Source organism: Candidatus Methylomirabilota bacterium (assembly GCA_035709005.1).
Classification (GTDB): Bacteria; Methylomirabilota; Methylomirabilia; order Rokubacteriales; family CSP1-6; genus 40CM-4-69-5.
On sequence record DASTFB010000047.1, the window covers coordinates 61,862 to 86,519 of the forward strand.

Annotated in this window: 28 protein-coding genes; 14 read left to right on the plus strand and 14 right to left on the minus strand. The window is 69.6% G+C overall.

The window, feature by feature from the left end:
* The first annotated feature begins 2 nt into the window (after positions 1-2).
* The 7 genes from VFR64_07085 to VFR64_07115 are packed head-to-tail and all read left to right on the plus strand — an operon-like array spanning position 3 to position 7,225.
* Positions 3-944 (plus strand): AAA family ATPase, encoded by a 942-nt coding sequence (locus VFR64_07085; GenBank protein HET9489500.1) that lies wholly within the window; start codon positions 3-5, stop codon positions 942-944.
* A 10-nt stretch (positions 945-954) separates the two neighbouring features.
* The gene (locus VFR64_07090) at positions 955-1,371 is read left to right on the plus strand and encodes a thioesterase family protein (GenBank protein ID HET9489501.1); all 417 of its coding nucleotides are present in this window, start codon (positions 955-957) and stop codon (positions 1,369-1,371) included.
* A gap of 24 nt (positions 1,372-1,395) precedes the next feature.
* Positions 1,396-2,367 (plus strand): ATP-binding cassette domain-containing protein, encoded by a 972-nt coding sequence (locus VFR64_07095; protein ID HET9489502.1) that lies wholly within the window; start codon positions 1,396-1,398, stop codon positions 2,365-2,367.
* Complete coding sequence (locus VFR64_07100) at positions 2,364-3,131, plus strand: ABC transporter permease subunit (protein HET9489503.1); 768 nt, start codon at positions 2,364-2,366, stop codon at positions 3,129-3,131. The genes VFR64_07095 and VFR64_07100 overlap by 4 nt, the downstream gene beginning before the upstream one ends.
* 4 nt (positions 3,132-3,135) lie before the next feature.
* Positions 3,136-4,689 carry a GldG family protein gene (locus VFR64_07105; GenBank protein HET9489504.1) on the plus strand — a complete coding sequence of 518 codons (1,554 nt, stop codon included), beginning with the start codon at positions 3,136-3,138 and terminating at the stop codon, positions 4,687-4,689.
* Positions 4,690-4,728: 39 nt separating this feature from the next.
* Positions 4,729-6,483 (plus strand): DUF4340 domain-containing protein, encoded by a 1,755-nt coding sequence (locus tag VFR64_07110; GenBank protein ID HET9489505.1) that lies wholly within the window; start codon positions 4,729-4,731, stop codon positions 6,481-6,483.
* Between the two features lie 22 nt (positions 6,484-6,505).
* Positions 6,506-7,225, plus strand: a complete 720-nt coding sequence (locus VFR64_07115; GenBank protein HET9489506.1) for an MBL fold metallo-hydrolase — start codon at positions 6,506-6,508, stop codon at positions 7,223-7,225.
* On the opposite strand, the gene VFR64_07120 is transcribed toward VFR64_07115, so the two are convergent.
* Positions 7,188-7,925 (minus strand): SDR family oxidoreductase, encoded by a 738-nt coding sequence (locus VFR64_07120; GenBank protein HET9489507.1) that lies wholly within the window; start codon positions 7,923-7,925, stop codon positions 7,188-7,190. The genes VFR64_07115 and VFR64_07120 overlap by 38 nt on opposite strands.
* Before the next feature lie 21 nt (positions 7,926-7,946).
* On the opposite strand from VFR64_07120, the gene VFR64_07125 reads away from it, so the two are divergent.
* Positions 7,947-8,540, plus strand: a complete 594-nt coding sequence (locus VFR64_07125; GenBank protein HET9489508.1) for a DUF502 domain-containing protein — start codon at positions 7,947-7,949, stop codon at positions 8,538-8,540.
* On the opposite strand, the gene VFR64_07130 is transcribed toward VFR64_07125, so the two are convergent.
* Positions 8,499-9,179 carry an alpha/beta family hydrolase gene (locus tag VFR64_07130; protein ID HET9489509.1) on the minus strand — a complete coding sequence of 227 codons (681 nt, stop codon included), beginning with the start codon at positions 9,177-9,179 and terminating at the stop codon, positions 8,499-8,501. The two genes, VFR64_07125 and VFR64_07130, sit on opposite strands and share 42 nt — an antisense overlap.
* Positions 9,180-9,222: 43 nt before the next feature.
* On the opposite strand from VFR64_07130, the gene VFR64_07135 reads away from it, so the two are divergent.
* Complete coding sequence (locus tag VFR64_07135) at positions 9,223-9,705, plus strand: zf-HC2 domain-containing protein (protein ID HET9489510.1); 483 nt, start codon at positions 9,223-9,225, stop codon at positions 9,703-9,705.
* Positions 9,706-9,714: 9 nt separating this feature from the next.
* Here VFR64_07135 and bamD read toward each other — a convergent pair whose 3' ends face one another.
* The 6 genes from bamD to VFR64_07165 all read right to left on the minus strand — a co-directional run bounded on the left by bamD (position 9,715) and on the right by VFR64_07165 (position 14,690).
* Complete coding sequence (bamD, locus tag VFR64_07140; GenBank protein HET9489511.1) at positions 9,715-10,620, minus strand: outer membrane protein assembly factor BamD; 906 nt, start codon at positions 10,618-10,620, stop codon at positions 9,715-9,717.
* 8 nt (positions 10,621-10,628) lie between these two features.
* Positions 10,629-11,018, minus strand: a complete 390-nt coding sequence (gene pal, locus VFR64_07145; protein HET9489512.1) for a peptidoglycan-associated lipoprotein Pal — start codon at positions 11,016-11,018, stop codon at positions 10,629-10,631.
* 308 nt (positions 11,019-11,326) lie between these two features.
* The gene (gene tolB, locus VFR64_07150; GenBank protein HET9489513.1) at positions 11,327-12,658 is read right to left on the minus strand and encodes a Tol-Pal system beta propeller repeat protein TolB; all 1,332 of its coding nucleotides are present in this window, start codon (positions 12,656-12,658) and stop codon (positions 11,327-11,329) included.
* Between the two features lie 5 nt (positions 12,659-12,663).
* Entirely contained in the window at positions 12,664-13,545 is an 882-nt protein-coding gene (locus tag VFR64_07155) for an energy transducer TonB (GenBank protein ID HET9489514.1), read from the minus strand.
* Positions 13,546-13,561: 16 nt separating this feature from the next.
* Positions 13,562-13,987 (minus strand): biopolymer transporter ExbD, encoded by a 426-nt coding sequence (locus VFR64_07160; protein HET9489515.1) that lies wholly within the window; start codon positions 13,985-13,987, stop codon positions 13,562-13,564.
* Positions 13,977-14,690, minus strand: coding sequence for a MotA/TolQ/ExbB proton channel family protein (locus VFR64_07165; GenBank protein HET9489516.1), 714 nt, complete (start codon positions 14,688-14,690; stop codon positions 13,977-13,979). Before VFR64_07165 ends, VFR64_07160 begins: the two co-directional genes overlap by 11 nt.
* Before the next feature lie 90 nt (positions 14,691-14,780).
* Between VFR64_07165 and VFR64_07170 the strand changes: the two genes are divergently transcribed.
* Both VFR64_07170 and VFR64_07175 read left to right on the plus strand, forming a co-directional pair.
* Entirely contained in the window at positions 14,781-15,533 is a 753-nt protein-coding gene (locus tag VFR64_07170) for a hypothetical protein (GenBank protein HET9489517.1), read from the plus strand.
* Positions 15,533-16,309, plus strand: a complete 777-nt coding sequence (locus VFR64_07175) for an MBL fold metallo-hydrolase (protein HET9489518.1) — start codon at positions 15,533-15,535, stop codon at positions 16,307-16,309. The genes VFR64_07170 and VFR64_07175 overlap by 1 nt, the downstream gene beginning before the upstream one ends.
* Positions 16,310-16,338: 29 nt before the next feature.
* Here the strand turns inward: VFR64_07175 and VFR64_07180 are convergent, their stop codons facing one another.
* The 5 genes from VFR64_07180 to VFR64_07200 all read right to left on the minus strand — a co-directional run bounded on the left by VFR64_07180 (position 16,339) and on the right by VFR64_07200 (position 21,345).
* Positions 16,339-16,911, minus strand: a complete 573-nt coding sequence (locus tag VFR64_07180) for a DNA-3-methyladenine glycosylase (GenBank protein HET9489519.1) — start codon at positions 16,909-16,911, stop codon at positions 16,339-16,341.
* Positions 16,911-18,134 (minus strand): pyridoxal-phosphate dependent enzyme, encoded by a 1,224-nt coding sequence (locus VFR64_07185; protein ID HET9489520.1) that lies wholly within the window; start codon positions 18,132-18,134, stop codon positions 16,911-16,913. Before VFR64_07185 ends, VFR64_07180 begins: the two co-directional genes overlap by 1 nt.
* On the minus strand, positions 18,131-19,123 hold the full coding sequence (locus VFR64_07190) for a glycosyltransferase (GenBank protein HET9489521.1): 993 nt from the start codon (positions 19,121-19,123) through the stop codon (positions 18,131-18,133). The genes VFR64_07185 and VFR64_07190 overlap by 4 nt, the downstream gene beginning before the upstream one ends.
* A 53-nt stretch (positions 19,124-19,176) precedes the next feature.
* Positions 19,177-20,214: a hypothetical protein gene (locus VFR64_07195; GenBank protein ID HET9489522.1), complete on the minus strand. Its 1,038-nt coding sequence runs from the start codon at positions 20,212-20,214 to the stop codon at positions 19,177-19,179.
* Between the two features lie 141 nt (positions 20,215-20,355).
* Positions 20,356-21,345 carry an LLM class flavin-dependent oxidoreductase gene (locus tag VFR64_07200; protein ID HET9489523.1) on the minus strand — a complete coding sequence of 330 codons (990 nt, stop codon included), beginning with the start codon at positions 21,343-21,345 and terminating at the stop codon, positions 20,356-20,358.
* A gap of 129 nt (positions 21,346-21,474) precedes the next feature.
* Here VFR64_07200 and VFR64_07205 point away from each other — a divergent pair, with 129 nt between their 5' ends.
* Genes VFR64_07205 through VFR64_07215 form a run of 3 tightly spaced genes read left to right on the plus strand, consistent with a single transcriptional unit; the run spans position 21,475 to position 24,100 of the window.
* The gene (locus VFR64_07205) at positions 21,475-21,840 is read left to right on the plus strand and encodes a cupin domain-containing protein (GenBank protein HET9489524.1); all 366 of its coding nucleotides are present in this window, start codon (positions 21,475-21,477) and stop codon (positions 21,838-21,840) included.
* A gap of 38 nt (positions 21,841-21,878) precedes the next feature.
* Positions 21,879-23,486, plus strand: a complete 1,608-nt coding sequence (locus VFR64_07210; protein ID HET9489525.1) for an FAD-dependent thymidylate synthase — start codon at positions 21,879-21,881, stop codon at positions 23,484-23,486.
* Positions 23,487-23,512: 26 nt separating this feature from the next.
* Positions 23,513-24,100 (plus strand): DinB family protein, encoded by a 588-nt coding sequence (locus tag VFR64_07215; GenBank protein ID HET9489526.1) that lies wholly within the window; start codon positions 23,513-23,515, stop codon positions 24,098-24,100.
* On the opposite strand, the gene VFR64_07220 is transcribed toward VFR64_07215, so the two are convergent.
* The gene (locus VFR64_07220; GenBank protein HET9489527.1) at positions 24,090-24,641 is read right to left on the minus strand and encodes a superoxide dismutase family protein; all 552 of its coding nucleotides are present in this window, start codon (positions 24,639-24,641) and stop codon (positions 24,090-24,092) included. The two genes, VFR64_07215 and VFR64_07220, sit on opposite strands and share 11 nt — an antisense overlap.
* Positions 24,642-24,658: the final 17 nt, after the last annotated feature.

Here is a 24,658-nt window from a genome sequence, read left to right on the forward strand (position 1 = left end):
CGATGACGCCCCTGGACAGCAACGATCTGCACTGGGCGCTGCAGCGGCGCCTGGAAGACGTGTTCGCCAAGCTCGGCGAGAAGTATGGTGATCTCACCGGCCGCCTGGAAACGAGGATCCGGCCCGATGTCTCCTTCGACGAGGTGGGCGGGCTGCGTCAGGCCAAGGCCGCGCTGGGCGGCTTCAAGAACGCGCTCACCGCGCCCGAGCTCTACGGGCAGTGGGGCATCCAGCCACCGAAAGGCGTGCTGCTCTACGGGCCGCCGGGGACGGGCAAAGCCATGCTGGCCCGGGCCCTGGCCAGCGCCGCCGAGGCGATCTTCTTCCGTCTGCGGCTGCTGAACATCACCTCCAAGTTCGGCGCCAACACCGCCGAGCTGCTCCAGGAGATCCTGCGCATCGCCATCGGCGAAGGCCGCGTGGTGTTTCTGATGGAGGAGGTCGACGCGCTGTCCCTCGACCACCTGCTGCCGCCGCCCCAGGCCCGCGAGGCCAGCGCCCGGCTCGTCGCGGCGCTCTGCGAGAAGCTCGACGCCATGGAGGCGTCGGCGCGGGTCCTCATCGTGGGCTCCACGAGCCGGACCGACGCGCTGGACCCCGCCCTGGTCGCCCCGGGTCGTCTGGATCACCTCATCGAGATCACGCTGCCCGACGCCGCCGACCAGCAGGAGATCCTCGAGCTGCTGCGGGCCAAGATGGAAAAGCAGGCCGGCCGGCCGCTCTTCGAGCCGGTCGACTTTCGCACGCTGTCGCCGCTGATGGGGGGAATGAGCGGCGCCGACATCTCGGAAATCCTCACCCGGGCCCTGGAGGGCAAGGTCCAGCTCGCCGCCGATCGCGGTCAGGCGGGCCTGGTGACGACCGCGGACCTCCTGGACGCCGTCGACGGCTACAAGCGGGTGCGAGGCGTCGTGGAGAAAATCCGGTACGGGCAGTACCTCTGACGGCCCCGCCATGATCGCGTCCACACAGATCCGGGTCCGCTACAAGGACACCGACTGCATGAAGGTGGTCTACTACGGCAACTACCTCACCTACTTCGAAGTGGGCCGGGTCGAATACCTGCGCCAGGCGGGCATGGCCATGTCCGAGGTCGACCGAAAGATCCACATGCCGGTGGTGGAGACGCTGGTGCGCTACCTCCGGCCGGCCCGGCTCGACGACCTGCTCGAGGTGCGATGCTGGGTGAGCGAACGCAAGCGGGCCTCGTTCCGGTTCGCCTACGATCTACGCAACGCCGCCGGCGAGCCGGTGGCCACCGGCTACACGCTGCACGCCTGCTGGGATCCCGCCACCAGCCGGATGATCGCGGTGCCCCCGTGGCTGCAGGCGCTCATGCCTGTGATTGACACGCCGGAGGCCCGTGTATAATAGGCCGCGTTTGACCGGCCAGGCATGATCGAAGTCCAGGGTCTCACAAAACACTACGGCCCAGTCGCCGCGATCCGCGAGGTCTCCTTCTCGGTCGCGCCGGGCGAGATCGTAGGGTTCCTCGGCCCCAACGGGGCGGGGAAATCGACGACGATGCGCATCCTCTCCTGCTTCATGCCGGCGTCCAGCGGGACGGCTCGGGTAGCTGGCTACGACGTCTTCCACCAATCGATGGAGGTCCGCAAGCGGATCGGGTATCTGCCCGAAAGCGTCCCCCTTTACACGGACATGCGGGTGGCCGCGTACCTCGACTTCGTGGCCGAGGTCAAGGGCATCGGCCGGGCCGAGCGACGCCGGCGGGTGGGCGAGGCCATGGAGCGGTGTCTCATCAGCGACATGCAGCACCGCATGATCGGCAAGCTCTCCAAGGGCTATCGCCAGCGGGTGGGGCTGGCCCAGGCCATCATCAGCGACCCGGACGTGCTGATTCTCGACGAGCCCACCATCGGGCTCGATCCCAAGCAGATCACCGAGATCCGGGCCTTGATCAAGTCGTTCGCGGGCGATCACACGGTGATCCTGTCCACCCACATCCTGCCCGAGGTGTCCATGGTCTGCGGCGGGGTCATCATCATCAACAAGGGCATGATCGTGGCTCAGGGCCCCATCGACACGCTGGTGGAGCAGTTCTTCCCCACGTCGCGTGTGGAGGTCGAGATCGCCGGACCGCCGGCAGGGGTCCAGGAGGGGATGCGCCGCATCCCCGGGGTGGTCGACGTGCGCGCGCAGGGGCTGACCGACGGCCGGATCACCTACGTGGTGGAGTCGGCACGCGGGCGCGACGTGCGCAGCGAGATCTTCCAGATGGCCGCCCAGCAGAAATGGTCGCTGCAGGAGCTGCGCCGGGTGGGAATGACGCTGGAGGAGGTCTTCATCCGGGTGGTGGCCGGCGAGGACACGGCCGAGGCGGTGGCCGAGCCAGGAGCGGCGACATGAAGGTGTGGCCGATCTTCAAGAAGGAGATGCGGCTGTACTTCACTTCGCCCATCGCCTGGGTCATCCTGACCATATTCACGCTCATCACCGGCTACTTCTTCTACTCGATCTTCGCTTACTACACCCTGGCGTCCATGCAGTCGATGATGAACCCGATGATGGCGCGGGAGATGAACGTCAGCGACAGCGTGCTGCGGCCGCTCTTCTCGAACATCAGCGTCATCCTCCTCCTGCTCATGCCCCTGGTGACGATGCGCCTGTTCGCCGAAGAACGGCGGTCGGGGACGATCGAGCTGCTCCTCACCTATCCCGTCCGGGACGGGGCGGTCCTGGTGGGCAAGTACCTGGCCGCCGTGGCCATGTACGGGGTGATGCTGGCGCTGACCCTGGTCTACCCGGCCATGGTCCTGTACTTCACGCCCGTGGAATGGGGTGTCCTGGCCACCGGCTACCTGGGGCTGTTGCTGATGGGCGCCACGTTCCTCGCCGTCGGCGTCTTCGCGTCCTCGCTGACCGAGAACCAGATCGTCGCCTCCATCATCACCTTCGGTGTCCTCTTGATCTTCTGGGTGATCGGCTGGTCCGCCGATTACGCCGGCGGGATGTGGGGGCGGGTCCTGTCGCACATCTCGCTGCTCGAGCACTTCGACAGCTTCGCCAAGGGCGTACTGGACACCAAGGACATCCTCTACTACGTCAACTTCACGATCGTGGCGCTGTTCCTCACGCTGCGCTCGCTGGAGGCCCGGCGATGGAAGGGCTAGGCCGATGAGGCGGATGCTGGACTGGGTCGGGTACGTCGGCCTCGCCGCCCTGGCCGCGCTGGCCCTTCTCAAGCTCACGGGCTCCCCGCTGCTGAGCGGGTCCAGGGGCGCCTGGCTCTGGTGGGGGCTCCTGGTCGGCGGCGTCGTCCTCGTGCTGGCGTCGGCCCTGACGCACCTCGGCGACTTCCGGACCGCGTTGCGGGCTCGCACCGCCCGCTACGGCCTGAACACGGCGGTCATGGTGGTGCTGCTGCTGGGCATCATCGGGCTGGTGGAAGCGGTGTCCTACCGTCACAGTGCGCGCCTGGACCTCACGGAGAACCGGCGTCACAGCCTGGCTCCCCAGACCATCGAAATCCTGAAAACGCTCAAGACCGACGTCAACGCCATCGCCTTCTTCCGGAACGACCAGCCGGGCAAGCGGGTGGCCGAAGATCTTTTCACCCAGTACGCCCGCTATGGCGGCAGCCGCTTCACGTGGCGCGTCGTCGACCCCGATCGCGAGCCAGCGCTGGCGCGGCGCTACGGGGTGGAGTCTTACGGCACGGTCGTTCTGGAATCCAAGGACCGCTCCGAGAAGGTCCTGGATGCCGAAGAGGAGAAGCTCACCAACGGCCTGGTCAAGCTCACTCGCGAGGGCAAGCGTGTGGTCTACGTGGTGCAGGGCCACGGCGAGCGCGAGCTCACCAACAGCGACCGGCCCGGGTTCAGCGAAGCCAAGGCGGCCATGGAGCGCGCCAACTATGAGGTCAAGCCGCTCGTCCTGGCCAGGCAGGAGAAGATCCCGGCCGACGCGTCCGTGGTCGTCCTGCCCGGGCCCCGCACGGAGCTGCTCCCCCCCGAGCTGGACGCGCTCGACAAATACCTCGGAGACAACGGCAAGCTGCTGGCCATGCTCGACCCCACGATCCTGGGCGGCGTGCAGGTCGAGGGCATCAAGCGGCTGCTCGCCCGCTATGGCTTCGAGCTGGGGGAGAACCTCGTCGTCGAGGTCAATCCTCTCGGGCGAATGTTCGGCATCGGGCCCGAGGTGCCGATCGTCCAGCAGTATGAGACGCACCCGATCACGCGGGATCTGGCCGGCATCACGACGCTGTTCCCGGTGACCCGCAGCGTGGGCGGCGCCAAGACGGCGCCGACCGGTGTCAGCGTGCAGCCACTGGCCCGCACGAGCCCGGATAGCTGGGGGGAGACCGACCGGGCCTCGCTGCAAGCGGGGCAGGTGAAGCCCGACGGACAGGACCCCAAGGGCCCGCTGAGCGTGGCGGCGGTGGCCACCAAGGACAAGGCGCGCCTCGTCGTCTTCGGCACGTCCAACCTGGCCGCCAACCAGTTCCTCAATCTGCAGGGCAACCGCGATTTCCTCCTCAACACCGTGTCCTGGCTGGCCGAGCAGGAGGACCTCATCTCCATCCGCCCGAAGGACAGCAAGCAGAGCCCGGTCTTCCTCACGTCGCGGCAGGCCCAGATGGTCTTCCTGGTTCCGGTCGTCTTCGTTCCCGGACTCGTCCTCGTCGGGGGCGTGGTGACCTTCCTGCGCCGCCGCGCCGCCAAGTAGCCGGTGGTCATCGCAGGCGGTCGCCCAGGCCACTGACCCATGCGTTGGCAGACCACGGCCGCCCTGGCCGTCATCCTCGGCGCCCTCATCGCTTTCTACTACGTGTATGAGGTGCGGCTGGCCCCCGATCGGGAAAAGGCGGCGGCCCGGCAGGGACGGGTCTTCGCGGTCGAGCCGGCCGACATCAAGGAGGTCGTGTTGCGCCGGGGGTCGGAGACCGTTCGTCTGCGGCGCGAGGGCGACGGCTGGGAGATGCTGGAGCCGCTCAAGAGCCGCGGTGACCGGGGCAGCGTCGACGAGGTGGTGACCTCGGTGGCCACCGCCAAGATGGACCGGGAGATCGCCGACAAGCCGGCGGCGCTCGCCGAGTTCGGCCTCGACAAGCCGGCCGCCGAGGCGACGCTGATCGACAAGGACGGCAAGGAGCGGACGCTGTTGCTGGGGACCAAGAGTCCCACCGGCGTCTGGATATATGCGCAGGAGCGCGGCCGCCCCAACGTCATCGTGGTGTCGGACACCGTGCTGCGCGACGTGACCCGACCGGTCAGCGACTTCCGCAACAAGACGGTGCTGACCTTCGACCGCAAGGACGTCGCCGCGCTCGAGGTGGTCCTGCCCGACGAGACGCTGGTCGTCGAGCGGACGGACGATTCGCAGTGGAAGCTCACCCGGCCTCGCCCGCTTCGCGCCGACGGCGAGGCCATCTCCGAGTTCTTCGACAAGCTGACGGGCGCCCGGGTCAAGGAGTTCGTGGCCGAGGCCCCGCGCTCCCTGGAGCCCTACGGCCTGGCCCGGCCGGTGCGCGTGGCCATCCACGTCGGCAAGGACAAGGACCGGGCGACGAGAACCCTCTTGCTGGGACGGACCGACGACGCGAAGAAGGGCGTCTACGCGCTGCGTCCCGGCGAACGCAGCGTGCTCCTGCTCCCGGAAGACGTCTGGACCACGCTGCCCCGGACGACGGCAGCCATGCGGGACAAGACCGTCGTCGACTTCGACCGCGACCAGGTGACGGCTCTGGAGATCGACAGTCCCCGCGGGTCCGTGGCCCTGAGCCGGCAGGAGGATCGCTGGGCCATCACCAAGCCAGATGCGCTGCCGGCCGATCAGGTGGAGGCGGGCGCGGTGCTCATGAGTCTGAGGAATTTGAAAGCCCGCGCGTTCGTGGCCGAGGAGCCCTCCGCCCAGCGCCGCTACCTGGCGCGACCCACGGTCCGGGCCACGGTGACGGTGAAGGAGGGTGCGCCGCTCACCGTGCTGCTGGCGCCCGCGCCGGAGAAGCGGGATGGCCGGCCCATGGCCTATGCGGCGGTGGCCGACCGCGGCCCGGTGGTCCTGGTCGAGGCCAGCGCGCTCAAGGATGTCGGCCGCCCGCTGCTCGAGCTACGCGATCGGACGCTGGTGGCCGGGCTCGAGCCCAAGGAGGTCAGGCGCATCCAGATCCGACGTGAGAGCTCGGCCGTGCTCCTGGAACGCCGGGGCGATGCCGGGTGGCGGTTCCTGGAAGGCGGCACGGGTGACGCCAAGGCGGCCAGGGTCGACGACGTGCTCTACATGCTGCGGACCCTGAAATGGAAAGAGATCGCGACGCCGAACGCTGACGATCCTGGCAAGTTCGGGCTCAAGGCTCCCGCCGCGGAGATCGGCCTCTATCGAGACGACGGGACGGCGATCGAAACGGTAGCGGTCAGCAAACCCGAGGGCGAGCGATCGTTCGTGAAGCTCGGCTCCAAGCCGGCCGTGTATGTTGTGGACACCAGCCTCGTGCAGCTCCCCAAGCTCGAAGAGCTCTAGCCGCCGCTGGTAGCGGCCTGCCATGACGGAGACGGCGATCTATCTCAAGCAACTGGAGCTGGGACCGATGCAGAACTTCGTGTACCTCATCGGTGACCCGGCCACCCGAGACTGCGTGGTCGTGGATCCGGCCTGGGAGATCGATACCATCGTGAGCGCCGCCGCCGCCGACGGCTTCACGATCAGCGGCGCGCTGGTGACCCACACGCACCAGGATCACGTGGGCGGCAGCCTGGAATCGTGGGGGATGCCCGGCCGGATTCCCGGCGTCGAAGAGCTCCTGGCGCGGGTGCCGGCCAAGGTCTACGTGCACAAGGCCGAGCGTGAGTTCCTCAAGGGATTCGGCTCCGATGTGCGGCCGGTCGACAACCACGACAGGCTCCAGGTGGGGGGCCTGACCATCACCTTCCTCCATACTCCCGGCCACACCCCGGGATCGCAGTGTTTCCTGGTCGAGGGCCGGCTCGTCTCGGGGGACACGCTCTTCATCAACGCCTGTGGCCGCACCGACCTGCCCGGCAGCGACCCGACCGAGATGTACTACTCGCTCACCCAACGGCTGAACGCCCTGCCCGACGAGACCGTCCTGCTGCCCGGTCACAACTACGGCGGCTCCTCGTCGTCCATCGGCCGCGAGAGGCGTCACAACCCGTGCTTGCGCTTCACGTCGCTCGGGGACTTCCTGGGGGCGATGGGGGGCTCGGTCAGCCTCCGCCGTCCACGCGAAGAACCTGGCCGGTGATGTAGGCCGGGCAGGTCGCGAAGAACCGCACGGCGGCGGCGACATCCTCGGGCCGGCCGGCCCGGCCCCGGGTCAGCGCCGTCCAGCGAGCGACCGGGAACCCCGCAGGCCGGAGCACCGCGCCGGGGGAGACGCAATTGACGGCGATGCCGCGCCGGCGGAGCGCGACGGCCAGCCCGCGCGTCAGCGCCACGAGCCCGGCCTTGGAGACGGTGTAGGGGACGTGGCCGGGCCAGGCCCGGTCGGCTCCGGCGTCGCCGATCATCACGATGTGGCCGCCGGCGCGGCGCATCGCGGCGGCCGCGCCCTGCGAGCAGAAGAATGCCGCGCGCAGGTTCACGTCGAGGAACCGATCGTACTGGGCTGGGGTTACCGTCGCGAATGGCGTGCGCGCGAAGACCCCGGCGTTATTGACCAGCACATCCAGACCGTCCAGCCAGCGGCTGGCCTCGGCCACGAGACGCCGGGCGGCCCGCGGGTCGGTGAGGTCGGCGCGAAGCGCGCATGCGCGCACGCCGTATCCCCGGAGGTCGGCGAGCGTCTGCCGGGCCGCTCGCGCGGAGCGGTGGTAGCTGATGGCCACATCCATCCCGGCCTCGGCCAGGGCCAGCGCGATGACGCGGCCCAGCCGGATGGCGCCACCGGTCACCAGGGCGCGACCTCGTTTCTTGACGCTCGCGCGCGGCTGTGGTGTCATCATCGACCCGGCATGGCGTGGAACATGAGAGCCTGGCTGAAGGTCCGGCTCATCACCGGATTCTTCGTGACGGTGCCCGCGGTCGTTACGGCGTGGATCCTGTGGATCTTCTGGAGTGGCATCGACGACATCTTCGGCCCGATGTACCAGCACGTCTTCGGGCGGCCGGTGCCGGGACTGGGGTTTCTCACCGCGGTGGCGGTGATCGTGTTGATGGGCGCCATCGCCCGCAACGTCGTGGGCCAGCGGGTGCTCACGTGGGCCGATGTCGTCCTGCTCAAGCTCCCGCTCTTCGGCCGTCTCTATCCGTCGGTCAAGACGCTGGTGGAGGCCTTCTCGCCCGAGCGCCGCAGCTCGTTCAAGGCCGTGGTGCTCGTGCAACATCCCCGCGAGGGCGAGTACGCCTTCGGGTTCGTCACCAGCGACGTCTTCGTCGAAACGCCGACGGGCAAGGTGCAGATGGTCACCGTGTTCATCCCCACCAACAACCTGTATCTGGGCGAAATCGTGCTGGTGCCGCACGCCGACGTCATCGCGACCGGGCTCACCGTCGAGGAGGGGATCCGGGTCATCCTGTCAGCCGGAACCGCTACCCCGGCTCGTCTCCCCCGCTCGTAGCCGACGCGCCCAGCCGCTCACCGCCTCGCCCAGCGGGAAGAGCTTACCCAGGAAGAAGTGGTTGGCCCCGTCGATGACGCTGACGACCGCGTCGGGCAGCCGCCGGGTCAGGCGCTCGAGCGAGTCGATCGGGCAATACTCGTCGCGGCTGCCGGCGACGATGAGCAGGGAGGCCGGGAACCGGTCGAGGGCGACGAAGGGCTCCTCACCGACCATGGCCAGCGGGGGAGCGATGAGCGCCAGCCCCGCCAGGGTCGGCCCGGCGCCGCGGTCGGTGGCAAGCCGGGCGCTGACCGTGGCCCCGAACGAGTAGCCGATCAGGACGAGGGGGCCGGCGGGCCCGATGAGGCCCCGCAGATAGGCCATGGCCGCTTGGACGTCGCGCTCCTCGCCCACGCCTCCGTCATGAACGCCTGTGGACGCGCCCACGCCCCGGAAGTTGAAGCGAAGCGTGGCGAATCCCAGCGCGGAGCACACCTCGACGGCCCTCACCACCACGGGGTTGTCCATGTCGCCCCCGTAGAGGGGATGGGGGTGGCAGGCCACCGCCCCGGCCGGGACGGCCGGGGCCGAGGCGACTTGTGCCTCGAGCAGGACGCCGTCGCGGGTGGCGAGAGTCGCCGCCCGTTCGGCTATCATATCGCCAGAGAATACAGACCGACGGTCGGTCCGTCCAACTGATGTGCTAGCTCACTATCTGACCCGGCATCGCATCGGCGCCTACCTCGATGGGGCCCTCGAGGAATCCGAGGCCCGGGCCACGGCCCGTCACCTTGCCGGCTGCGGGCGGTGTCAGCGGGAGGCCGAGCGCCTGCGCCGCCTGCACGCGTTGCTCCGTGACGCGATGCCAGCGGCGAGCGCACCCGACTGGACCGGGTTCTGGCCCGGCATCGTGCGCCGGATCGAGCGGCCTCGCCGCTCCGCGCCCACGCCCGCGGCGGCGGCGCGGCCAGGGCTGGGGTGGAGGCCCCGGCTGGCCCTCGGCGGCGCGCTGGTCGCGTTGCTCGCCAGCCTGATGGTCTGGCAGGCGCTCTGGCCAGACTTCGCCCCCGAACACCGGGTGATGGTGAGGTCCGCCCGGACGGAAATCCCGGATGGAGGTCTCATGGTCTACGCGCCGCCGGAGCGGGACCTGGCGGTCGTGTGGATCCTCGAGAAGCAGTGAAGGCCCGGCTCAGCGCTCCTTGAGACCGGCGAGCCGCTCCCGGGCCAGGGGGGTTTCCTCGGCCTGCGGGAAGTTCTCCACCAGATACTGGAGCCGGGCCTGGGCGGCGGCCGGCTGCTTGAGCTCGATCAGCGCCAGGGCCTCTTTGTACAGCGCCGCCGGAGCCTTGTCGCTGCGCGAGTAGTTCGCGAGCACCTGCCGGAACGCCTGCACCGACTGCTGCAGCTCCTTGGTGGCCTCCTCGCTCTTTCCCGCGTCGATATGGCCGCGGGCCATGGCCAGGTGGGCTTCCCCGATCCAGTACTGGGCATTCGCGCTCAGCTCGTGATCCGGGTACCGGCGGAGAAACTCATGGAACCCCGAGATCGCCAGGGCGTAGCCGCCCTTGCTGAAGTCGATGTACGCCGCCTGGTAGACGTCCTGCGGCTGGAGCGCCCCGGTGGACGACCGAGCGCCCGGGGTGGGGGCAGCCCGTCCGGGAATCGGAGCCGGGGAGGTGGCTCGGGGCGCCAGCCTCGGGCTCGCCGTGGCCCCGGGACTCGGCGCAGTCGGCGTCGGGCCGGGGGAGGCGGGCGGGCGGGCCTGGCGGCCGATGGCGTCTAGCTTGGCGCCCAGGTCATCCACGCGCCTGCTCAGGGAGGTCACCGTCGTCGACAACCCTTCGATGCGCTGGGCGAGGCCAGCCTGTCGCTCGGTCTCGCCGGTTCGCTCACGCACCCGGCCCTCGACCTGAGGGGCAAGCCCGTCGAGCTGCGACTTGAGCTGCCGAACCGCCGTCTGCATGGCGATGACGTCGGCGCGGAGCATCTCGACGTCCTGCTGGCTGGCGGTACCGGTGACTTCGGCGACGTTGGCGCAACCGGCTACCAGCACGAGCGCGACGAGGAGCCCGCCCGTGCTCCTCGCCGCGGTCATGACGGGGCTCAGCGCGGCTTGACCAGGAAGTGCGCGCGCCGGTTCTTGGCCCAGCACGCCTCGCTCTTCTCCATACAACCGGGTCGCTCCTCACCGTAGCTGATGATGGTGATTCGACTGGCCTGGACGCCCTGCGACACCAGGTAGTTCATGGCCGCCTTGGCGCGGCGCTCACCCAGGGCCAGGTTGTACTCGTTGGTGCCCCGCTCGTCGCAGTGTCCCTCGATCAGTACCAGCATGCTGCTGTTGCTCTTGAGCCAACTGGCGTTGGCGTCGAGCGTCTTGGCGTCGGCCGGCCGGATGTCGTACCGATCGAAGTCGAAGTGGACGTCCTGCAGGTCCGGTACTTCCACGAAGTCTTTCGGGATCGGCCGCGCGCCGGCCGTACCGGGCGTCATCCCGGCCCCACTAGAACCGCCGGGAGCAAACCCGGTCGAACCGGACTGGGTGGATCCACCGGACCGCGCGCCGTCGATGCCCGGCCCGCTCCCGGGATCACCCGGCTGAGACGCAGGCCCCGCCTGCATGCTGCGGGCACCGCCACCCGGAGCCGGCGCCGAGGTCTGGCTTGTCGCCGGGCGTTTCGCGCACCCGACGAGTGTCACGGTTAAGACGAGGAGCGAGACGAGAACGCCACGGCAACCACGGCTCACCATGACTCCTCCTTTGGGGCCTGTATGCCCGCAGTGAACGACAACTGATCGTATCACGGTAGGCGCGGCGACCAGGAAGGACTTGTGTGATCCGCCGAACCGCGCGTTACCAGAGCCTGTTCGCTTCCGTCGGCCTGCATCGCGTAGATCCGCCAGGAGCCCGACCGGCTGGACTGGAACAGCAGGTGGCGGCCGTTGGGGGCCCAGCTGCCGCTCTCGTTGTCGCCGGGGCCGGCCGTCAGGCGGCGGGGATTCGAGCCATCGGGCGCGATGGCCCAGAGGTCGTGCGTGCCCTCCCGGATGGTGAAGACGATGGTGTCCCCTCGAGGCGACCACCGCGGCTGGGTGTGGAATCCGCCGGAGGTGATCTGGCGCAGGTTGGCGCCATCGACGTCCATCACGAAGATGTGCGGTCGGCCCAGACGGTCGGAGGCGAAGGCCAGCTCGCGGCTGGTCGGCGACCATGAGGGATCGGTGTCGATGCCGGCATGCCGGGTGAGACGCCGGAAGGTGCCGGTCGCCAGCGTGAGGACGTAGATCTCCGGGTTGCCATCCTTCGACAACGTGAGAGCCAGCATCCGCCCGTCCGGGCTCCAGGCGGGCGCCGAGTTGATGCCGGCGAAGGCGGCCAGGACCTGTTCCGGCCGGCGCTCGAACGGAAAGGCCCGGAAGAGGTCCGGATAGCCGTTCTTGAACGACAGATAGACGAGCGACCGGGTGTCGGGGCCCCAGACCGGCATGAGGTTGATCGAGCCGTTGCGCGACAGGGGTCGCTCGGCGTACCCATCGTAGTCCGCGACCATGATCTCCTTCGCCCCGCGGGGCCCCACGACGTAGGCCATCTTCGTATCCGCCACGCCGCGTTCCCCGGTGAACTGCAGCACGATCTCGTCGGCGATCTTGTGAGCCAGGCGGCGGGGCTGATCGGCGGAGACCTCGAAGCGACGGGACGCGATGAGGCGTTGCTCGGGGTTCGTCAAGTCGTACAGGCGCATCTCGGCCTCGAGCCGGTTACCCCGGACCGCCAGGAGGCCATGCACGCCGGCGTGGGCCCCGGCCGCGGCGAAGTCGGCCCAGGATTGCCGGAGGGCGACCGGGTTGTTGGCGGGGATCGCGCCGGTCGCGGCCACGACACTGAAGAGCCCGGTGAACGTGAGATCGCGCCCGGTCACGGCCGGCAACTGCTTGGCCAGGTCGTTGGCATCGGCGCCGCCCACGACGGTGAATTCCGGGATCGCGATGTTGATCTTCTTGCCACCGGTACCCTGGATGTTGATCCAAACGTCGACGCCGCGCCCCTGAGCGCGTGAGGGCGGGGGCGCGGTCCCGAACGGCAAGGCCAGCACGCTCAAGGTCAGGATCATGATGGCCAGGCGTAGTTTCACAGGCGTTACCTCGCGCTGGGATCGTACATGAACTGAAGACCAATGGTCAGGACGGGCTTCTCGAAGCCCTGAGGGAGCGGGGGAAAGGGGCTGGCTCCGGCGACCGCACGCAGCGCGAACTGATCGTAGGCCGGGTTGCCCGAGGACTTGCTCACCGAGAGCCCTTTGAGCTGGCCGTCACTGGCGATCCCGAAGATGACCTCCGGCTGCTTTCCCTGGATGGCCTGGCCCTCCCACCGCTCCTGGATCTTCCGGTGCACGGCCTGGATGTACCACGTGTACGGGAAATCCGAAACGTTGAGGGAAAGGCTGCCCAGACCCTGAGTGGCGCCAGTCGGCTGGCCGGCGGGGGGCAGCGGTGGCGCTTCGGGGGCCGGCGCGGGAGCGGGCTTCGCTGCTGACGGCCGGCTCGGTGTCGGCAAGCGCGGAGAGGCCGGCGCGCGGGCGATGGTCGGGAGCTCCTTGTCGCCCGGACGCAGGGCCGCCGGCGCGCGGGGCGTCGAGCGCCGCTCGGGCAGCACGGCCGGCTCTCGGGCCGCGGATGCGCGCGGCGCGGGCGGCAATTCCTTCGTGGCGGCGGACTCGCGCGCGGGAAGCTCCCGCGGCGCCTCGCGCCGTGGCGGCTCGGGCGCCGGCCGGCGTGGGGCCGGGGCAGCCGGCTCGGGCGCGGCGGGTCGGGTCTGTGGACTGGGCGCCGCCGCCAGGGCCGGGACCAGATTGACGACGTACGTCTTGGATGGGCTGACGCGCCAGGCGGCGGCCATCGCGACGAGGCCCAGAATGAGCGCCAGGTGCCCGAGCGCCGATAGGGCGAGCGGGAAGAGCGGGATCTGCCCGCGACGGAGGGCCGGCCCCGGGTCGGGCCGAGGCGGGAGGCGCAGCGTCATCGCCGCTGTGGACATCTCAGCGCCGGCGGGTTGGCTCCGTCACCATGCCGAGTCGCTCGATGCCGGCTCGGCGCACGCGATCCATCGTCTCGATCACGGCACCGTAGGACAGCCCCGCGTCCGCCTTGAGATAGAGCGTCTTGTCGTTCCGGTTCTTGAACGTGTCCCGCAGCGCCTGCTCCAGGCCCGCCGGCGTGACCCGGCGGTCGTTGAGGAACAGGCCCTGATCTCGGGTGACCGTCAGCACCATCCGCTCTTCGACCGCCGTCGGTCGGGAGGCGGCCCGGGGAAGATTGACGTCGATGCCCCGGTACATCATGGGCGCGGTGAGCATGAAGATGAGGAGCAGGACGAGGACGACATCCACGAGCGGGATGATGTTGATCTCGGCCAGTGACGTTCCGATGCGCCGGGACGCGCCCGAGTCCGGATTAAAGGCCATCTTTGCCCACCCGCGCCACCTTGGTCGGCCGCGAGAAGACGTTGAGGAGGTCGAGCGTGAACCCCTCCATCTCGGTGGCCCAGTGCTTTACGCGATTGACGAAGTAGTTGTAGCCAATGACGGCCGGGATGGCGGCGGCCAGGCCGAACGCCGTGGCCACCAGCGCCTCGGAAATGCCCGGCGCCACCACGGCGAGGGATGCCGAGCCCTGTTGCCCGATGCCGTGGAAGGCCGCCATGATGCCCCACACCGTCCCGAAGAGGCCGATGAACGGCGCGGCGCTGGCGGTCGTGGCCAGGAACGGCAGATACCGCTCGAGGCGCGCCACCTCGTGGGCGGCCTGCCGGCGTAGCGCCCGCTCCACGTGCTCGAGACGCTCGGCGCCGAGGCCGTCCTCGCCCTCATCGAGGTCGTCTGGGCCGAACGCTTCCTGGTGCGCGGCGGCGTACAGGACGGCCAGCGGGCTGTCCCGGTATTTTCGGGTGACGCTGTGCGCGACCGTTGCGTGGCGGCCCTCCCTGTACAGCTTGAGGAACGCCAGCGTCTGTCGTTTGATCCGTCTGAATTGCCACCATTTTTCGACGATCAGCGCCCAGCTGATAATCGAGAAGCCGAGGAGAATGAACAGCACCGTCTTGCCGACGGGCCCGGCGTTGAGAATGAGATCGAGGACCCCGCTGTGCAGAGAGTCAGTAGGCGGCACGGAGGCTCCTTTCCATAGTCACGATACTACCAAAAGCACTCGCTTTCTTTGACATCCCGAGGCCTCCTCCATCGTATAAGGGGTGCCAGCGTGCGTGCCCTGGGCCCGCTTCTCATCGTCGCCCTCGTGCTCGCGCCCGTGTCGGGCAGGGCCGCCGACGAGGCTCGGCGGGCGGTGGTGTCGTTCCTCGACCGGATTTCCGGCGTCACGGTCACGGACCTGACCATACGCCAGCAGGTGACGATCTACCACGCCGACGGGCTTCACCCCCACTCGACCGGAGATCAGGTGCTCTACGTCAAGGGCCCGCACCGCCGTCGCGTCGAGCAGATGGTCGACGGGCGACGGGAGGTCCACCTGACGGTGGGCGGTCGCGCCTGGGTTCGCCTGGCGGACGGCCGCGTGGAGGACGTCCCGCGGGATCGCCGCGGACCCGACCGGACGGATCTCTGCGCCCCGCTCACCCGGCGCCCGGCCGACCTGCTGGCGGAGTGGCGCAATCTCGGGGTCCGAGACGACGTCAGCCACCAGGTGGAGGTCCGGCGGCGTCCGGTCACCGTCATCGGCGCCAAGGCCGGCGATCGGGACAGTCCGGCCGTGTGGCTGGACCATGAATATGGGGTCGTGCGCGTCATCGCGCGGACGTTGCCCACGGGCCGGGGACTGGTGGATCTGACGTGCTCGGAGCACCGGCCAGTCGCCAGCGCGCTGTACTTTCCCCATCGGCAGGAGCTGTTCTCGGGAGGCAAGCTCCTGTTGCGCCTGATCGTGCACTCGGTGACCATCAATGGTAGCGTGCCCGACGCCCTGTTCGATCCCGACGCGCTCCGTCGCGAGCGCTGATGTACTTCGCGTTTCTCGGCACGTCCGGGGCCGTCCCCTCGGCCAGCCGGGACACGACGGCGCTGGTGGTCGTGGCCTCCGAGGGCGCGATGATGATCGACTGTGGAGGCAGTCCGCTGGCCAGGCTGCGCCGGGCCGGCGTCGACCCCTTCGTGCTCAGCCACGTCTTCATCACCCACGTGCATCCGGACCACGCTTACGGGTTGCCGGCGCTGGTGCAGAATCTACGGTTGCTCGGGCGCGAGCGCGAGCTGACGGTCTTCTGCCGGCCCGAGCACGTGGGGACGATCCGGCAACTGCTCACCGTCTTCCAGTTATGGGAGCGTCCCGGTTTTCCCCTGCGACTGGCCGAGACGGGCGCGGCGCCCGCGGCAGGGGTGCTGGAGCTGGGGCCGCTGCTGGTGAGCACGGCGCCGGTCGAGCATGGCAACATGCCGAACTACGCCGTTCGGGTCGATGTCGTGGGCCAGCTCGAGCGCGGTGTCGTGTACTCCTCGGACACGGCGCCCTGCGAGGCCGTGGCCACGCTGGCCCGAGGCGCTCACACCCTGATCCACGAAGCGACCTTTCCCCACCGTGACCGGGGGCGCTTCGGCGTGCACTCGACCGCCTACGAGGCCGGTCAGGTGGCCGCCCGAGCCGGGGTCCGTCGCCTCCTCCTCACGCACATCGAGGCCGACTACCACGATGAGGCGGACTCCCTCGCCGGGGAAGCTCGGAAGAGCTTCGGCGGCCCGGTGGAGATCGCCCGCGAGTTCGCTCCCTACGACTTCTGACCGGACGGCTCGGGCTGTGCCAGCCCGCGTCAACGGCTGACGTGCCTGTTGCCGACGATCCAGAACCGCAGCGGCCGGTCGGCTGCCCGGGTGATCCCCACCCGGGGCCCGCGCGCAATCCGGAAATCGCGGGGACCGTCGGGCGGCTCGATGGTGAGGCCCGGGATCGTGAGGTCGGCGCCGCTGTCCCGCAGCCCGATCCCCAGCCCACGGGTCAGGTTGCCGGGGCCGCTGGTCAGGCGGGGCGAGTCGGCGAGCAGCCCCCGGCGGCGCGCCATCACGGCGAGGCCCACGAGCGGCTCGAGGGCGCGGATCAGCACGCACCCCGGCGTGCCGGCGGGCCCGGTGATGGCGTTGAGGCAGTGGTGCATGCCGTAGTTGAGGAACACGTAGGCGAAGCCACCCTCGCCGTAGAAGAGGCGACAACACGAGGGGCGGAAGGCGGCATGGGAGGCGGCGTCCTCGGGACCGAGATAAGCCTCCGTCTCGACGATCCGACCCGCGGTTACCGTGCCGCGGACGCGTGAAACCAGGACGCATCCCAGCAGGTCACGCGCCACCGCTGGCGCGGGGCGAAGGTAGAACCGCCGGGGCAGCGGCATTAGACGTCGAGGCGGTTGCGGACCATCCGCCGCAGCGACGCGGCGTCGAAGGCGGTGGCCTGCCGGCTCGGCGGCGCCGCCTCGGTCTTCAAGCCGGTCTCGCTCACGATCGCGCAGATGCTCTGCCCGGGATCCAGCGCCTTCTCGGCCAAGAGCCGCCGGAGGACGGCGAGACTGGCCACCCCCGTCGGCCCCGCCCAGATCCCCTCGGTCCGGGCCAGCATCCGCTGGGCGTCCAGGATGTCGTCGTCCTCGGCATCCCCCGCGAGGCCGCCCAGCTGGCGGAGGATGCGGAGCGTCCACTGGCCCTTGCGGCCCGGGTCGCCGGCGGCCAGGCCCTCGGCGACGGTGTAGCCGATCTTGAGCGGCGTGAGCGCGCCGCCGTCACGGAACGCCCGGGCGATGGCGTTGGCGCGGGTCGCCTGGGCCGCCACCAGGCGGGGCATTTTGGCGATCCATCCCGCCTCGAGCATTTCCCGAAAGCCGCGGGCGGCGGCGATGAAGGTCTCCCCGACGGCGACGGGCGCCACCACAACGTCGGGCGGCACCCACCCGGTCTGCTCGGCGATCTCGTAGGCCAGGGTCTTCTTGCCCTCGTGCTTGTACGGATTGCGGGAGGCCCCGCAATCGAAGAAGAGCTGCTCTTGAGCCAGGCGGTCCCACAGCTGGATGAGGTCGTCGTAGACGCCTTGATAGAGCACGAGGTCGCTCGTGGTCGCCGCCATGTGCAGGAGCTTGGGGGCCGAGGCGCGTTCGTAGGCGAAGATCAGCGAGCGGAGCCCGGCCCGGGCCGAGTACGCGGCGATGGACGACCCGGCGTTTCCCGAGGACACCACGGACGTCGCGTGAAAGCCGAACTGCAGCGCGGCCGCGACGGCCGTGGCCGACGTGCGGTCCTTGATGGTCCCCGTGGGGTTGGCGCCCTCGAACTTGACCAGCAGCCGCCGCACGTTGAGCCGGGCGGCCAGGCGGGGACACTCGAGTAGTGGCGTCTCACCTTCACCCAGGCTGACCCGATGGGCCGGGTCCGCGATGGGCAGCACGGGCGCGTAGCGCCAGAGGCCGGCGCCGGTGAAGAGGGCGCGCCCATGCCGCCGCAACCTGTCGAGGTCGTAGCGGAACTCGAGGAGGCCCTGACACTTGTCGCATTCCAGCCGGTAGCCGAGCGGGTACCCCGCGCCACAGTCGATGCAGACCAGTTGCTGCGCGAGCGAGTCGATCATCGGACGCCGAAACGCTGGTCGACGACCGAGAGGATCTCCTCGAGACGGTGCCGCAGCGTGTGCTCGGCCAGGGCGCGCTGCCGGCCGCTCTCGGCGATGGCGCGCGCTTCTTCCGGATGGGCCAGGTAGTGGTCGAGCTGGCGCCGCAGCTCGGCCACATCGCGGTAGGTCACGACCTCCTCGCCGGGCTTGAACAGCGTGGAGAGATCGTCCTTGAGGTCCACCACCTGACAGGCCCCGGCCGCCGCCAGCTCGAACGCTCGGATGTTGACCCCCACGATGTCGTTCAGGGGATGGTGGGGGTTCAGCGAGAGGCGCGCGCCCGAATAGACGACCAGCTTGGCCCGACCCCAGACGCCCCCGCCCCGGACTACGGCGCGCGCGCGGGGGTCGGCGGCTCGATGCCAGTCGGGCCCCCACACGCCGAGCGGATAGTCTACGAGCTCGGTGACGAATCGCTCCCGATAGGGATAGCGGCGGCCGACCAGGGCGATGAGGCCGTCGAGGGCTCGCGCTTCCTCCGGCGTGGGGTCGACGGGGTGGTGGAAGGCGGGCACGCAGTACAGCGGCAGGTAATAGAGATTGCGCAAGCCGGCCAGCTGGAGCTGCCGCATCGCGTACCGCTCCTTGGTGAAGAACACGTCGTACGGCTCGATGTGTGAAAACGGCATCATGAGGAGCGGATTGTCGGGAAAGACGTTCAGGAACAGCGCGTCGGTGGCCGCCTTGACGCGGCGGATGAGCTCAGGGGTGATCGGGCCGCCCTTGAGCACGAGCACGATGGCCGGTCGCCAGGCCCGGCACTCCCGTTCCAGGCGGGCGAGAATGACGCGCTGGTACACGGCCTTGGTGGACCGGTTCCGGTACAGGACGTTTTCCCGCCGGTACGCGAACGTGCGCGCCTCGTGGCCCATCGCGGTGAGCTCGTCCCGGAAATCGACCCCGAAGTCCCCGGCGCGCTCGACGCCGAGGACGATCAGCCAGCGCATCAGAGGTAGCCTAGCACAGAGGCGTCGGCGGCCTGACGCGGCGAGGAACCGGCTCAGGCGACCGCGGAGGTGACCGTCTGCCGGAAGCGGGTCGCGAACAGAGGATCTTCGAGCGCCGCCGTGGCGACCAACACGGCATTGGCCCCCTCGCGCAGCAGTTGCCGCGCGCGCGCCACCGTCGAGATGCCGCCGACCGCGAGCACCGCGTGGGGCCATTCTCCTGCGCGCCGCCAGGCCAGCATCTCGGCGATGTGCCGGTAGGCCACCGGGAAGGTCGCCGACCCCACGACGGTGGCCCACTCGCGGCCACTGCCCTCGAAGGCCGCGTTGCCCCCCTCGTCGATCACACGCCGGGGAATGCCGTGGACGAGGACGAAGCCGTTGGTCCATGGGGCCACGCGAGAGATCGTGTCGTGCAGTGCACGCGGGCTCCGGAACACGCCGAGCTTGGCCAGCAGCGGGACGCCCACGCTCGTGCGGACCCGGTGGAGAATCTGCGCCGAGAGCGTGACGTGCTCGTAGACCATCTGCCCCGGCTCGCCGTACGGGTTGGGGATGGCCAGGTGCACCTCGATCACGTCGGCGCCGGCCTCGGCCGCCCATCGCGCGCACCGGGCGTAATCGCCGATGAACCCTTCGGGCCCTTCACCGGGCGCCGGGGTGCCCACCACGCTCGCCACCAGGATCTGGCCGGCCCGCAGCCGGTCCTTGGCCCGCCGGATGTCCTTGCGCCACACCTCGGGCTCCATCGAGGGCAACCCCAGCGAGACGGCGATGGTCGTGCCGTTGAGGTGTCCTCGCCGGCCAGCCACGGCGACCTCTTCACGGTTGTCCACGAGCCGGATGTTCGGCAGGTTGTGCGCCGGATGCGGCCGCGACCGGACCGTCGCGTAGGTGAGCACGTCGAAGCCCAGGCGGGCATAGCCTTCCACCCACTTGGAGTTGAGCAGGGGCCCGGCGGCGATGCCGAGCGGCGAGTTCAGGGCGTAGCCGAGGAGATGTCCGCCCGTGGGCGAGGGCAGATGACGGGGACGCGGGAGCGCAGGGGCGTGAGCGTAGTTCCAGGCATACGATCGATCGACCCGGTACACCAAAGACAGGCTCCACCACTCCTTTCATGCGGCCGCTGCCGCTGAAACGTAAGTATATCAGACATTTAGCGTCCATGCTGGACCGCCCGCCACACCTTTAAATCCGCATCTTTAGCCATCAAACAGCCTAGAACCGCTGCACTAGCGGAAGGCCGGCATCACCTCGCGGGCGATGAGCTCGAGTCCCCGCACGATGTGCGCGTGGGGCATGCCGGGGAAGAACATCCGGCAGATGAGGTGGGTCATGCCGTATCGCGCGACGAACTTTTCGACCTGGGCGATGCACTGCTCGGGTCCGCCGATAATGAACCGGTCCTCCATGAGGCGGTCCAAGTCGGTGGCGATGGAGGCGTCGATGAAGGGATGACGCCACCCGCCGGCGTACTCCTTACGGTAGGCGACCATGATGTGCTGCTCGGCCAGCTCACGGGCCCGCCGGTCGCTGTCGGCGATGATGACGTCGCGGGTGAGCGGCCACTCGGCGATGGGCCCGTCCCGTCCGGCGGCCTTGCGGTGCTCGAGGAACCGCCGCTTGCCGTCCAGGAGCCGTTCGAGGCCGGCCGTGGGGCCGGGGATCCAGTTGTCGGCCAGCGTGGCGGCTCGCTTCAGCGTGATCTCGCCCCAGCCGCCGATCCAGAGCGGCGGGTGCGGCTGGCTCAGGGGCGGAGGCTCGAGCCGCCCGTCCACGGTGTAGTAGCGGCCCTTGAACTGCACCCGCTCCCCCGACCACAGCCCGTTCATGATGGCCAGCTGCTCCTCGAAGCGCGCGCCCCGCTTCTCCAGATCCACGCCGTAGAGGGCGAACTCGTCGGGCTTGTAGCCGATGGCGATGCCCAGCGTGAACCGACCCTGGGACATCACGTCGAGGAGGGCCACGTCCTCGGCCAGCCGCACCGGGTGGTAGAAGGCGGACACCAGGATGTCCGTCCCGAGGCTCAGGCGGGTCGTGCGCGTGACGAAGCCGGCCAGCACGGTCAGCGGCGAGGGCCAGTAGTGATTCGTCACCGAGTGGTGCTCCTCCATCCACGCGGAGTCGAACCCCAGCTCCTCGGCCCGACACACCTCTTCGAGCGCCTCGCGATAGTAGTGGCCGCCCTCGATGGGGATGAAACCGATCTTCAGTCGGCCCATGGAATTCTCCTTTTGCGGGCCGCATTGTACCCTGGCCCGTGAGGCGGGTTGCCGGCGACGGCCCTTCTTGAGTTGACTCCCCGGAGGTCGGCGATTAGGGTGGGCAGCCGACGGATCAAGGAGGACCGGATGGCACTCATGCCAGGCTTCCATGCTCTCGAGAAGCTGCCCGAGGAACGGGTGACCGACAAGATCAGCCGCCGGATACTGACCGGCGACCGGGAGATGATCGTGTGGTGGTCCATGAAGGCGGGCGCCCACGCCGCGGCCCACCGCCATCCGCACGAGCAGATCTTCTGGATGCTGTCCGGCCGGATGGAGTTTCGCCTCGGTGACGAGCGGCGCACGTGCCGAGCGGGGGACATCGCCGTCATTCCCGGCGGAGTCGAGCACGAGGCGTGGTTCCCCGAGGATACGGAGGTCGTCGACGTCTTCTCGCCGCCTCGCGAAGACTTTCTGTCCGGCGAGGCCCCCGCCTACATGCGGCGGGGGTAGACGAGCCGGGCCGCGGGCCGGGGTAAGATCGTGCGCAGATGATGGAGCGCCTCACCCCCGAGGAACGCGCGGCCCTCGCCCCGTATTTCACCGACCTCGACGGCCCGGTCTTCGCCCTGGTGAACTTGCCCGAGGTCGTCAAGGGCGCCCTCTTCGCCCGGTATTCGCGCTCGCCGAAGTCGCTTCGCCGGCTGTTCCTCGACGAGTTCAGAAGCGACGTGGAATCGGCCCGAGGCGCGGACTCGGGCCCCGGTGTCCGCACGGCTCGGGCGGACGCCCTCTACGAGCGGGTGCTGCTGGAATACGGCGACGACTCGGTCGCCCAGCTGGGCGGGGTCCACCTCGCCTGCGAGGGAGCCTCGAACATCCTCACCAAGGTGCTCGAGTGGGGGCGCCTCATGGCCTACCTCGAGCAGTCCACGCGTTACATCCCCTACGACGACCGGCCGGATGGCCGCTACCGGTATCACGTCCCCGCCGAGCTGGAGGGGCCGCTCCGAGATCGGTACGTCGCCGCGCTGGACCAGGCCTTCGAGACCTACCGTCGGTGGCTGCCGCGGCTGCGCGAGCTCTACGAAGGGCGCTTCCCCCGCGCCGGTGGGGACTCCGAACAGGTGCACCGCCTCACCATCCGGGCCAAGGCCCTCGACACCCTGCGCGGGTTGCTGCCCGCGGCGTCCGTGTCCAACGTGGGCATCTACGGCACCGGCCAGGCCTACGAGCAGCTCCTACTGCGCATGCGCGCGCATCCGCTGGCCGAGGTCCGCGCCTGCGCCGACCTCATGCTGCGGGAGTTGCGCAAGGTCATCCCGGCCTTCCTCAGACGAGTGGACCTCGCCGACCGGGGCGGCGCCTGGTCGGCCTACCTGGCCGACACGCGAGAGGCCACCCGGCGCGTGGCCGCCGACGTGCTCGGTGAGGCGTCCCCCGAGCCGCGCGAGGAGGTGACACTGTCGGACTTCGACCCCGACGGCGAGGTGAAAGTCGTGGCCGCCGCGCTCTACGCCGCGTCCCGGTTGCCCGATGACCAGCTGCTCGCCCTGGCCCGCCGCTTGAGCCCCGAGGAGCGGCTCGCCGTGCTCCACGCCTACGTCGGCAAGCGGCGCAACCGCCGGCACAAGCCCGGCCGGGCCTTCGAGCGTACGGGCTACCGCTTCGACATCCTGGCCGACTACGGCGCCTTCCGCGATCTGCAACGCCACCGCTTGCTCACGCTGGAGTGGCAGCGGCTCACGCCCGCCCATGGCTACACGGTTCCCGTGGCGGTGGACGAGGTGGGCGCGCGCGCGGACTGGGAGCGCGTGATGGACGCCTCCGCGGCGCTGCACGACGCGATCGCCGCCCACGGCCTTACCGACGTCGCCTCCTACGCGGTCGCCATGGCCTACCGCGTGCGGTTCTACATGGAGATGAACGCGCGGGAGGCCATGCATGTCATCGAGCTGCGGAGCGCGCCCCAGGGACACCCGACTTACCGGCGGCTGGCTCAGACGATGCACCGGCTGATCGGAGAGCGCGCCGGGCATCGGGCCATCGCCGCGGCCATGACCTTTGCCGACCACTCCGAGGTCGCGCTGGAGCGCCTGGAGTCCGAACGCGCCGCCGAGCGCCGCCGTGGGCGCTCGGGCGATACGTCGTCCCGCTGAACGGGACATCCCGCCGGGGAGGAATCATGGTGGCTCAATCAGCGGAGTTGCGGCGGAAGGCACGCGAGTATCTGACGACCCGGGGAAGCCAGGCGGCCGCCGCGGTCATTCACGATCGCGTCGCTGCGGCGTTCGCCGCGCTGGGAGGGTTGCTGGACACCCGCTCGCCCGACGTGGCGGCCCGGCGGACGCTCCCCGGAGAATGGTCGGTGCAGGAGATCGCCGATCACCTGCTCGAGACACATCGCGCGGGATTGGACGAGCTGCGCTGCCTCCTCGGCGGGCAGCGGCCGCCCGGTCCTCCCATTCCGGCCGGGCTGCAATCCAAAGCGCCGATGCTGAGGCCCTGGCCCTGGCTGCGCACCGAGCTTGCGCGGCTCCATGACGACATCCTCGGCGTCCTGGCGGCCGTCCCCTCGGATTTCGAGACCGCGGCTCGGGCCCCGCTGATCATGGTGGTCAATGTTCCCGGCCCCGGGGGAACTTGCACGCCGGATCACTGGATCGAGGAGCTCGACTGGAAAGCCTACGCCGTCGTGTGGCGCCTGCACGTCCTCGATCACCTGGGTCAGGCCAAGAAGGTCCTCGCCGCCTCCCTCCGGCCTATGGCTTGACGAGGACTCCGCAGGCGAGGCGGGGGCCGCTGTTGCCGGTGGGGTCCGTACGGTGGTCGTCGGCAGCGGCATGGATGACCAGGGCGCGGGCGTCATCGAGGAGCGAGTTCCACCCGGTGCCCAGGGTGACCCGCTCGGTGAACGTCTCCAGGCGGCCGGTTCCATCGGCGTCGACCCGCATGTTGGGGAGGTCGCCGACGTGGGGGCCGGCGGGGTTCAGGATTCCGTGCCCCCTCCGGGTCGGGTTGAAGTGCCCCCCGGCCGAGGCGAAGCTCGGTGGATCGCATCGCCCCATCTCGTGGATGTGGACGCCCTTGTCACCGGGGGGCAGGCCGCTCACGGTAACGACAATCCGGACGCCACCGGTCACCTGGGCCAGCGACGCTGTCCCGACGACCTCGTCCCGGGCGTTCCTCAGCACGGCAGTCGCCGTGGCGGGCGGGGCCTGCAGCACGGCCAGGCACCCCCCGGTCGCAAGCAAGATCACCGCGAGCGTGACGGGCCAGCGTCCGTCCCCGACGATCCCCGTCAGCGCCGGCACTCGTGGGCATGGGTGTC

Bases quoted from the DNA above. Each gene is read 5' to 3' on its own strand.
- VFR64_07085 (HET9489500.1), top strand. From the start codon at position 3: ATGACGCCCCTGGACAGCAACGATCTGCACTGGGCGCTGCAGCGGCGC.
- VFR64_07090 (HET9489501.1), top strand. From the start codon at position 955: ATGATCGCGTCCACACAGATCCGGGTCCGCTACAAGGACACCGACTGC.
- VFR64_07095 (HET9489502.1), top strand. From the start codon at position 1,396: ATGATCGAAGTCCAGGGTCTCACAAAACACTACGGCCCAGTCGCCGCG.
- VFR64_07100 (HET9489503.1), top strand. From the start codon at position 2,364: ATGAAGGTGTGGCCGATCTTCAAGAAGGAGATGCGGCTGTACTTCACT.
- VFR64_07105 (HET9489504.1), top strand. From the start codon at position 3,136: ATGAGGCGGATGCTGGACTGGGTCGGGTACGTCGGCCTCGCCGCCCTG.
- VFR64_07110 (HET9489505.1), top strand. From the start codon at position 4,729: ATGCGTTGGCAGACCACGGCCGCCCTGGCCGTCATCCTCGGCGCCCTC.
- VFR64_07115 (HET9489506.1), top strand. From the start codon at position 6,506: ATGACGGAGACGGCGATCTATCTCAAGCAACTGGAGCTGGGACCGATG.
- VFR64_07120 (HET9489507.1), bottom strand. From the start codon at position 7,925: ATGATGACACCACAGCCGCGCGCGAGCGTCAAGAAACGAGGTCGCGCC.
- VFR64_07125 (HET9489508.1), top strand. From the start codon at position 7,947: ATGAGAGCCTGGCTGAAGGTCCGGCTCATCACCGGATTCTTCGTGACG.
- VFR64_07130 (HET9489509.1), bottom strand. From the start codon at position 9,179: ATGATAGCCGAACGGGCGGCGACTCTCGCCACCCGCGACGGCGTCCTG.
- bamD (HET9489511.1), bottom strand. From the start codon at position 10,620: ATGACCGCGGCGAGGAGCACGGGCGGGCTCCTCGTCGCGCTCGTGCTG.
- pal (HET9489512.1), bottom strand. From the start codon at position 11,018: ATGACGCCCGGTACGGCCGGCGCGCGGCCGATCCCGAAAGACTTCGTG.
- VFR64_07155 (HET9489514.1), bottom strand. From the start codon at position 13,545: ATGACGCTGCGCCTCCCGCCTCGGCCCGACCCGGGGCCGGCCCTCCGT.
- VFR64_07160 (HET9489515.1), bottom strand. From the start codon at position 13,987: ATGGCCTTTAATCCGGACTCGGGCGCGTCCCGGCGCATCGGAACGTCA.
- VFR64_07175 (HET9489518.1), top strand. From the start codon at position 15,533: ATGTACTTCGCGTTTCTCGGCACGTCCGGGGCCGTCCCCTCGGCCAGC.
- VFR64_07180 (HET9489519.1), bottom strand. From the start codon at position 16,911: ATGCCGCTGCCCCGGCGGTTCTACCTTCGCCCCGCGCCAGCGGTGGCG.
- VFR64_07185 (HET9489520.1), bottom strand. From the start codon at position 18,134: ATGATCGACTCGCTCGCGCAGCAACTGGTCTGCATCGACTGTGGCGCG.
- VFR64_07190 (HET9489521.1), bottom strand. From the start codon at position 19,123: ATGCGCTGGCTGATCGTCCTCGGCGTCGAGCGCGCCGGGGACTTCGGG.
- VFR64_07200 (HET9489523.1), bottom strand. From the start codon at position 21,345: ATGGGCCGACTGAAGATCGGTTTCATCCCCATCGAGGGCGGCCACTAC.
- VFR64_07205 (HET9489524.1), top strand. From the start codon at position 21,475: ATGGCACTCATGCCAGGCTTCCATGCTCTCGAGAAGCTGCCCGAGGAA.
- VFR64_07210 (HET9489525.1), top strand. From the start codon at position 21,879: ATGATGGAGCGCCTCACCCCCGAGGAACGCGCGGCCCTCGCCCCGTAT.
- VFR64_07215 (HET9489526.1), top strand. From the start codon at position 23,513: ATGGTGGCTCAATCAGCGGAGTTGCGGCGGAAGGCACGCGAGTATCTG.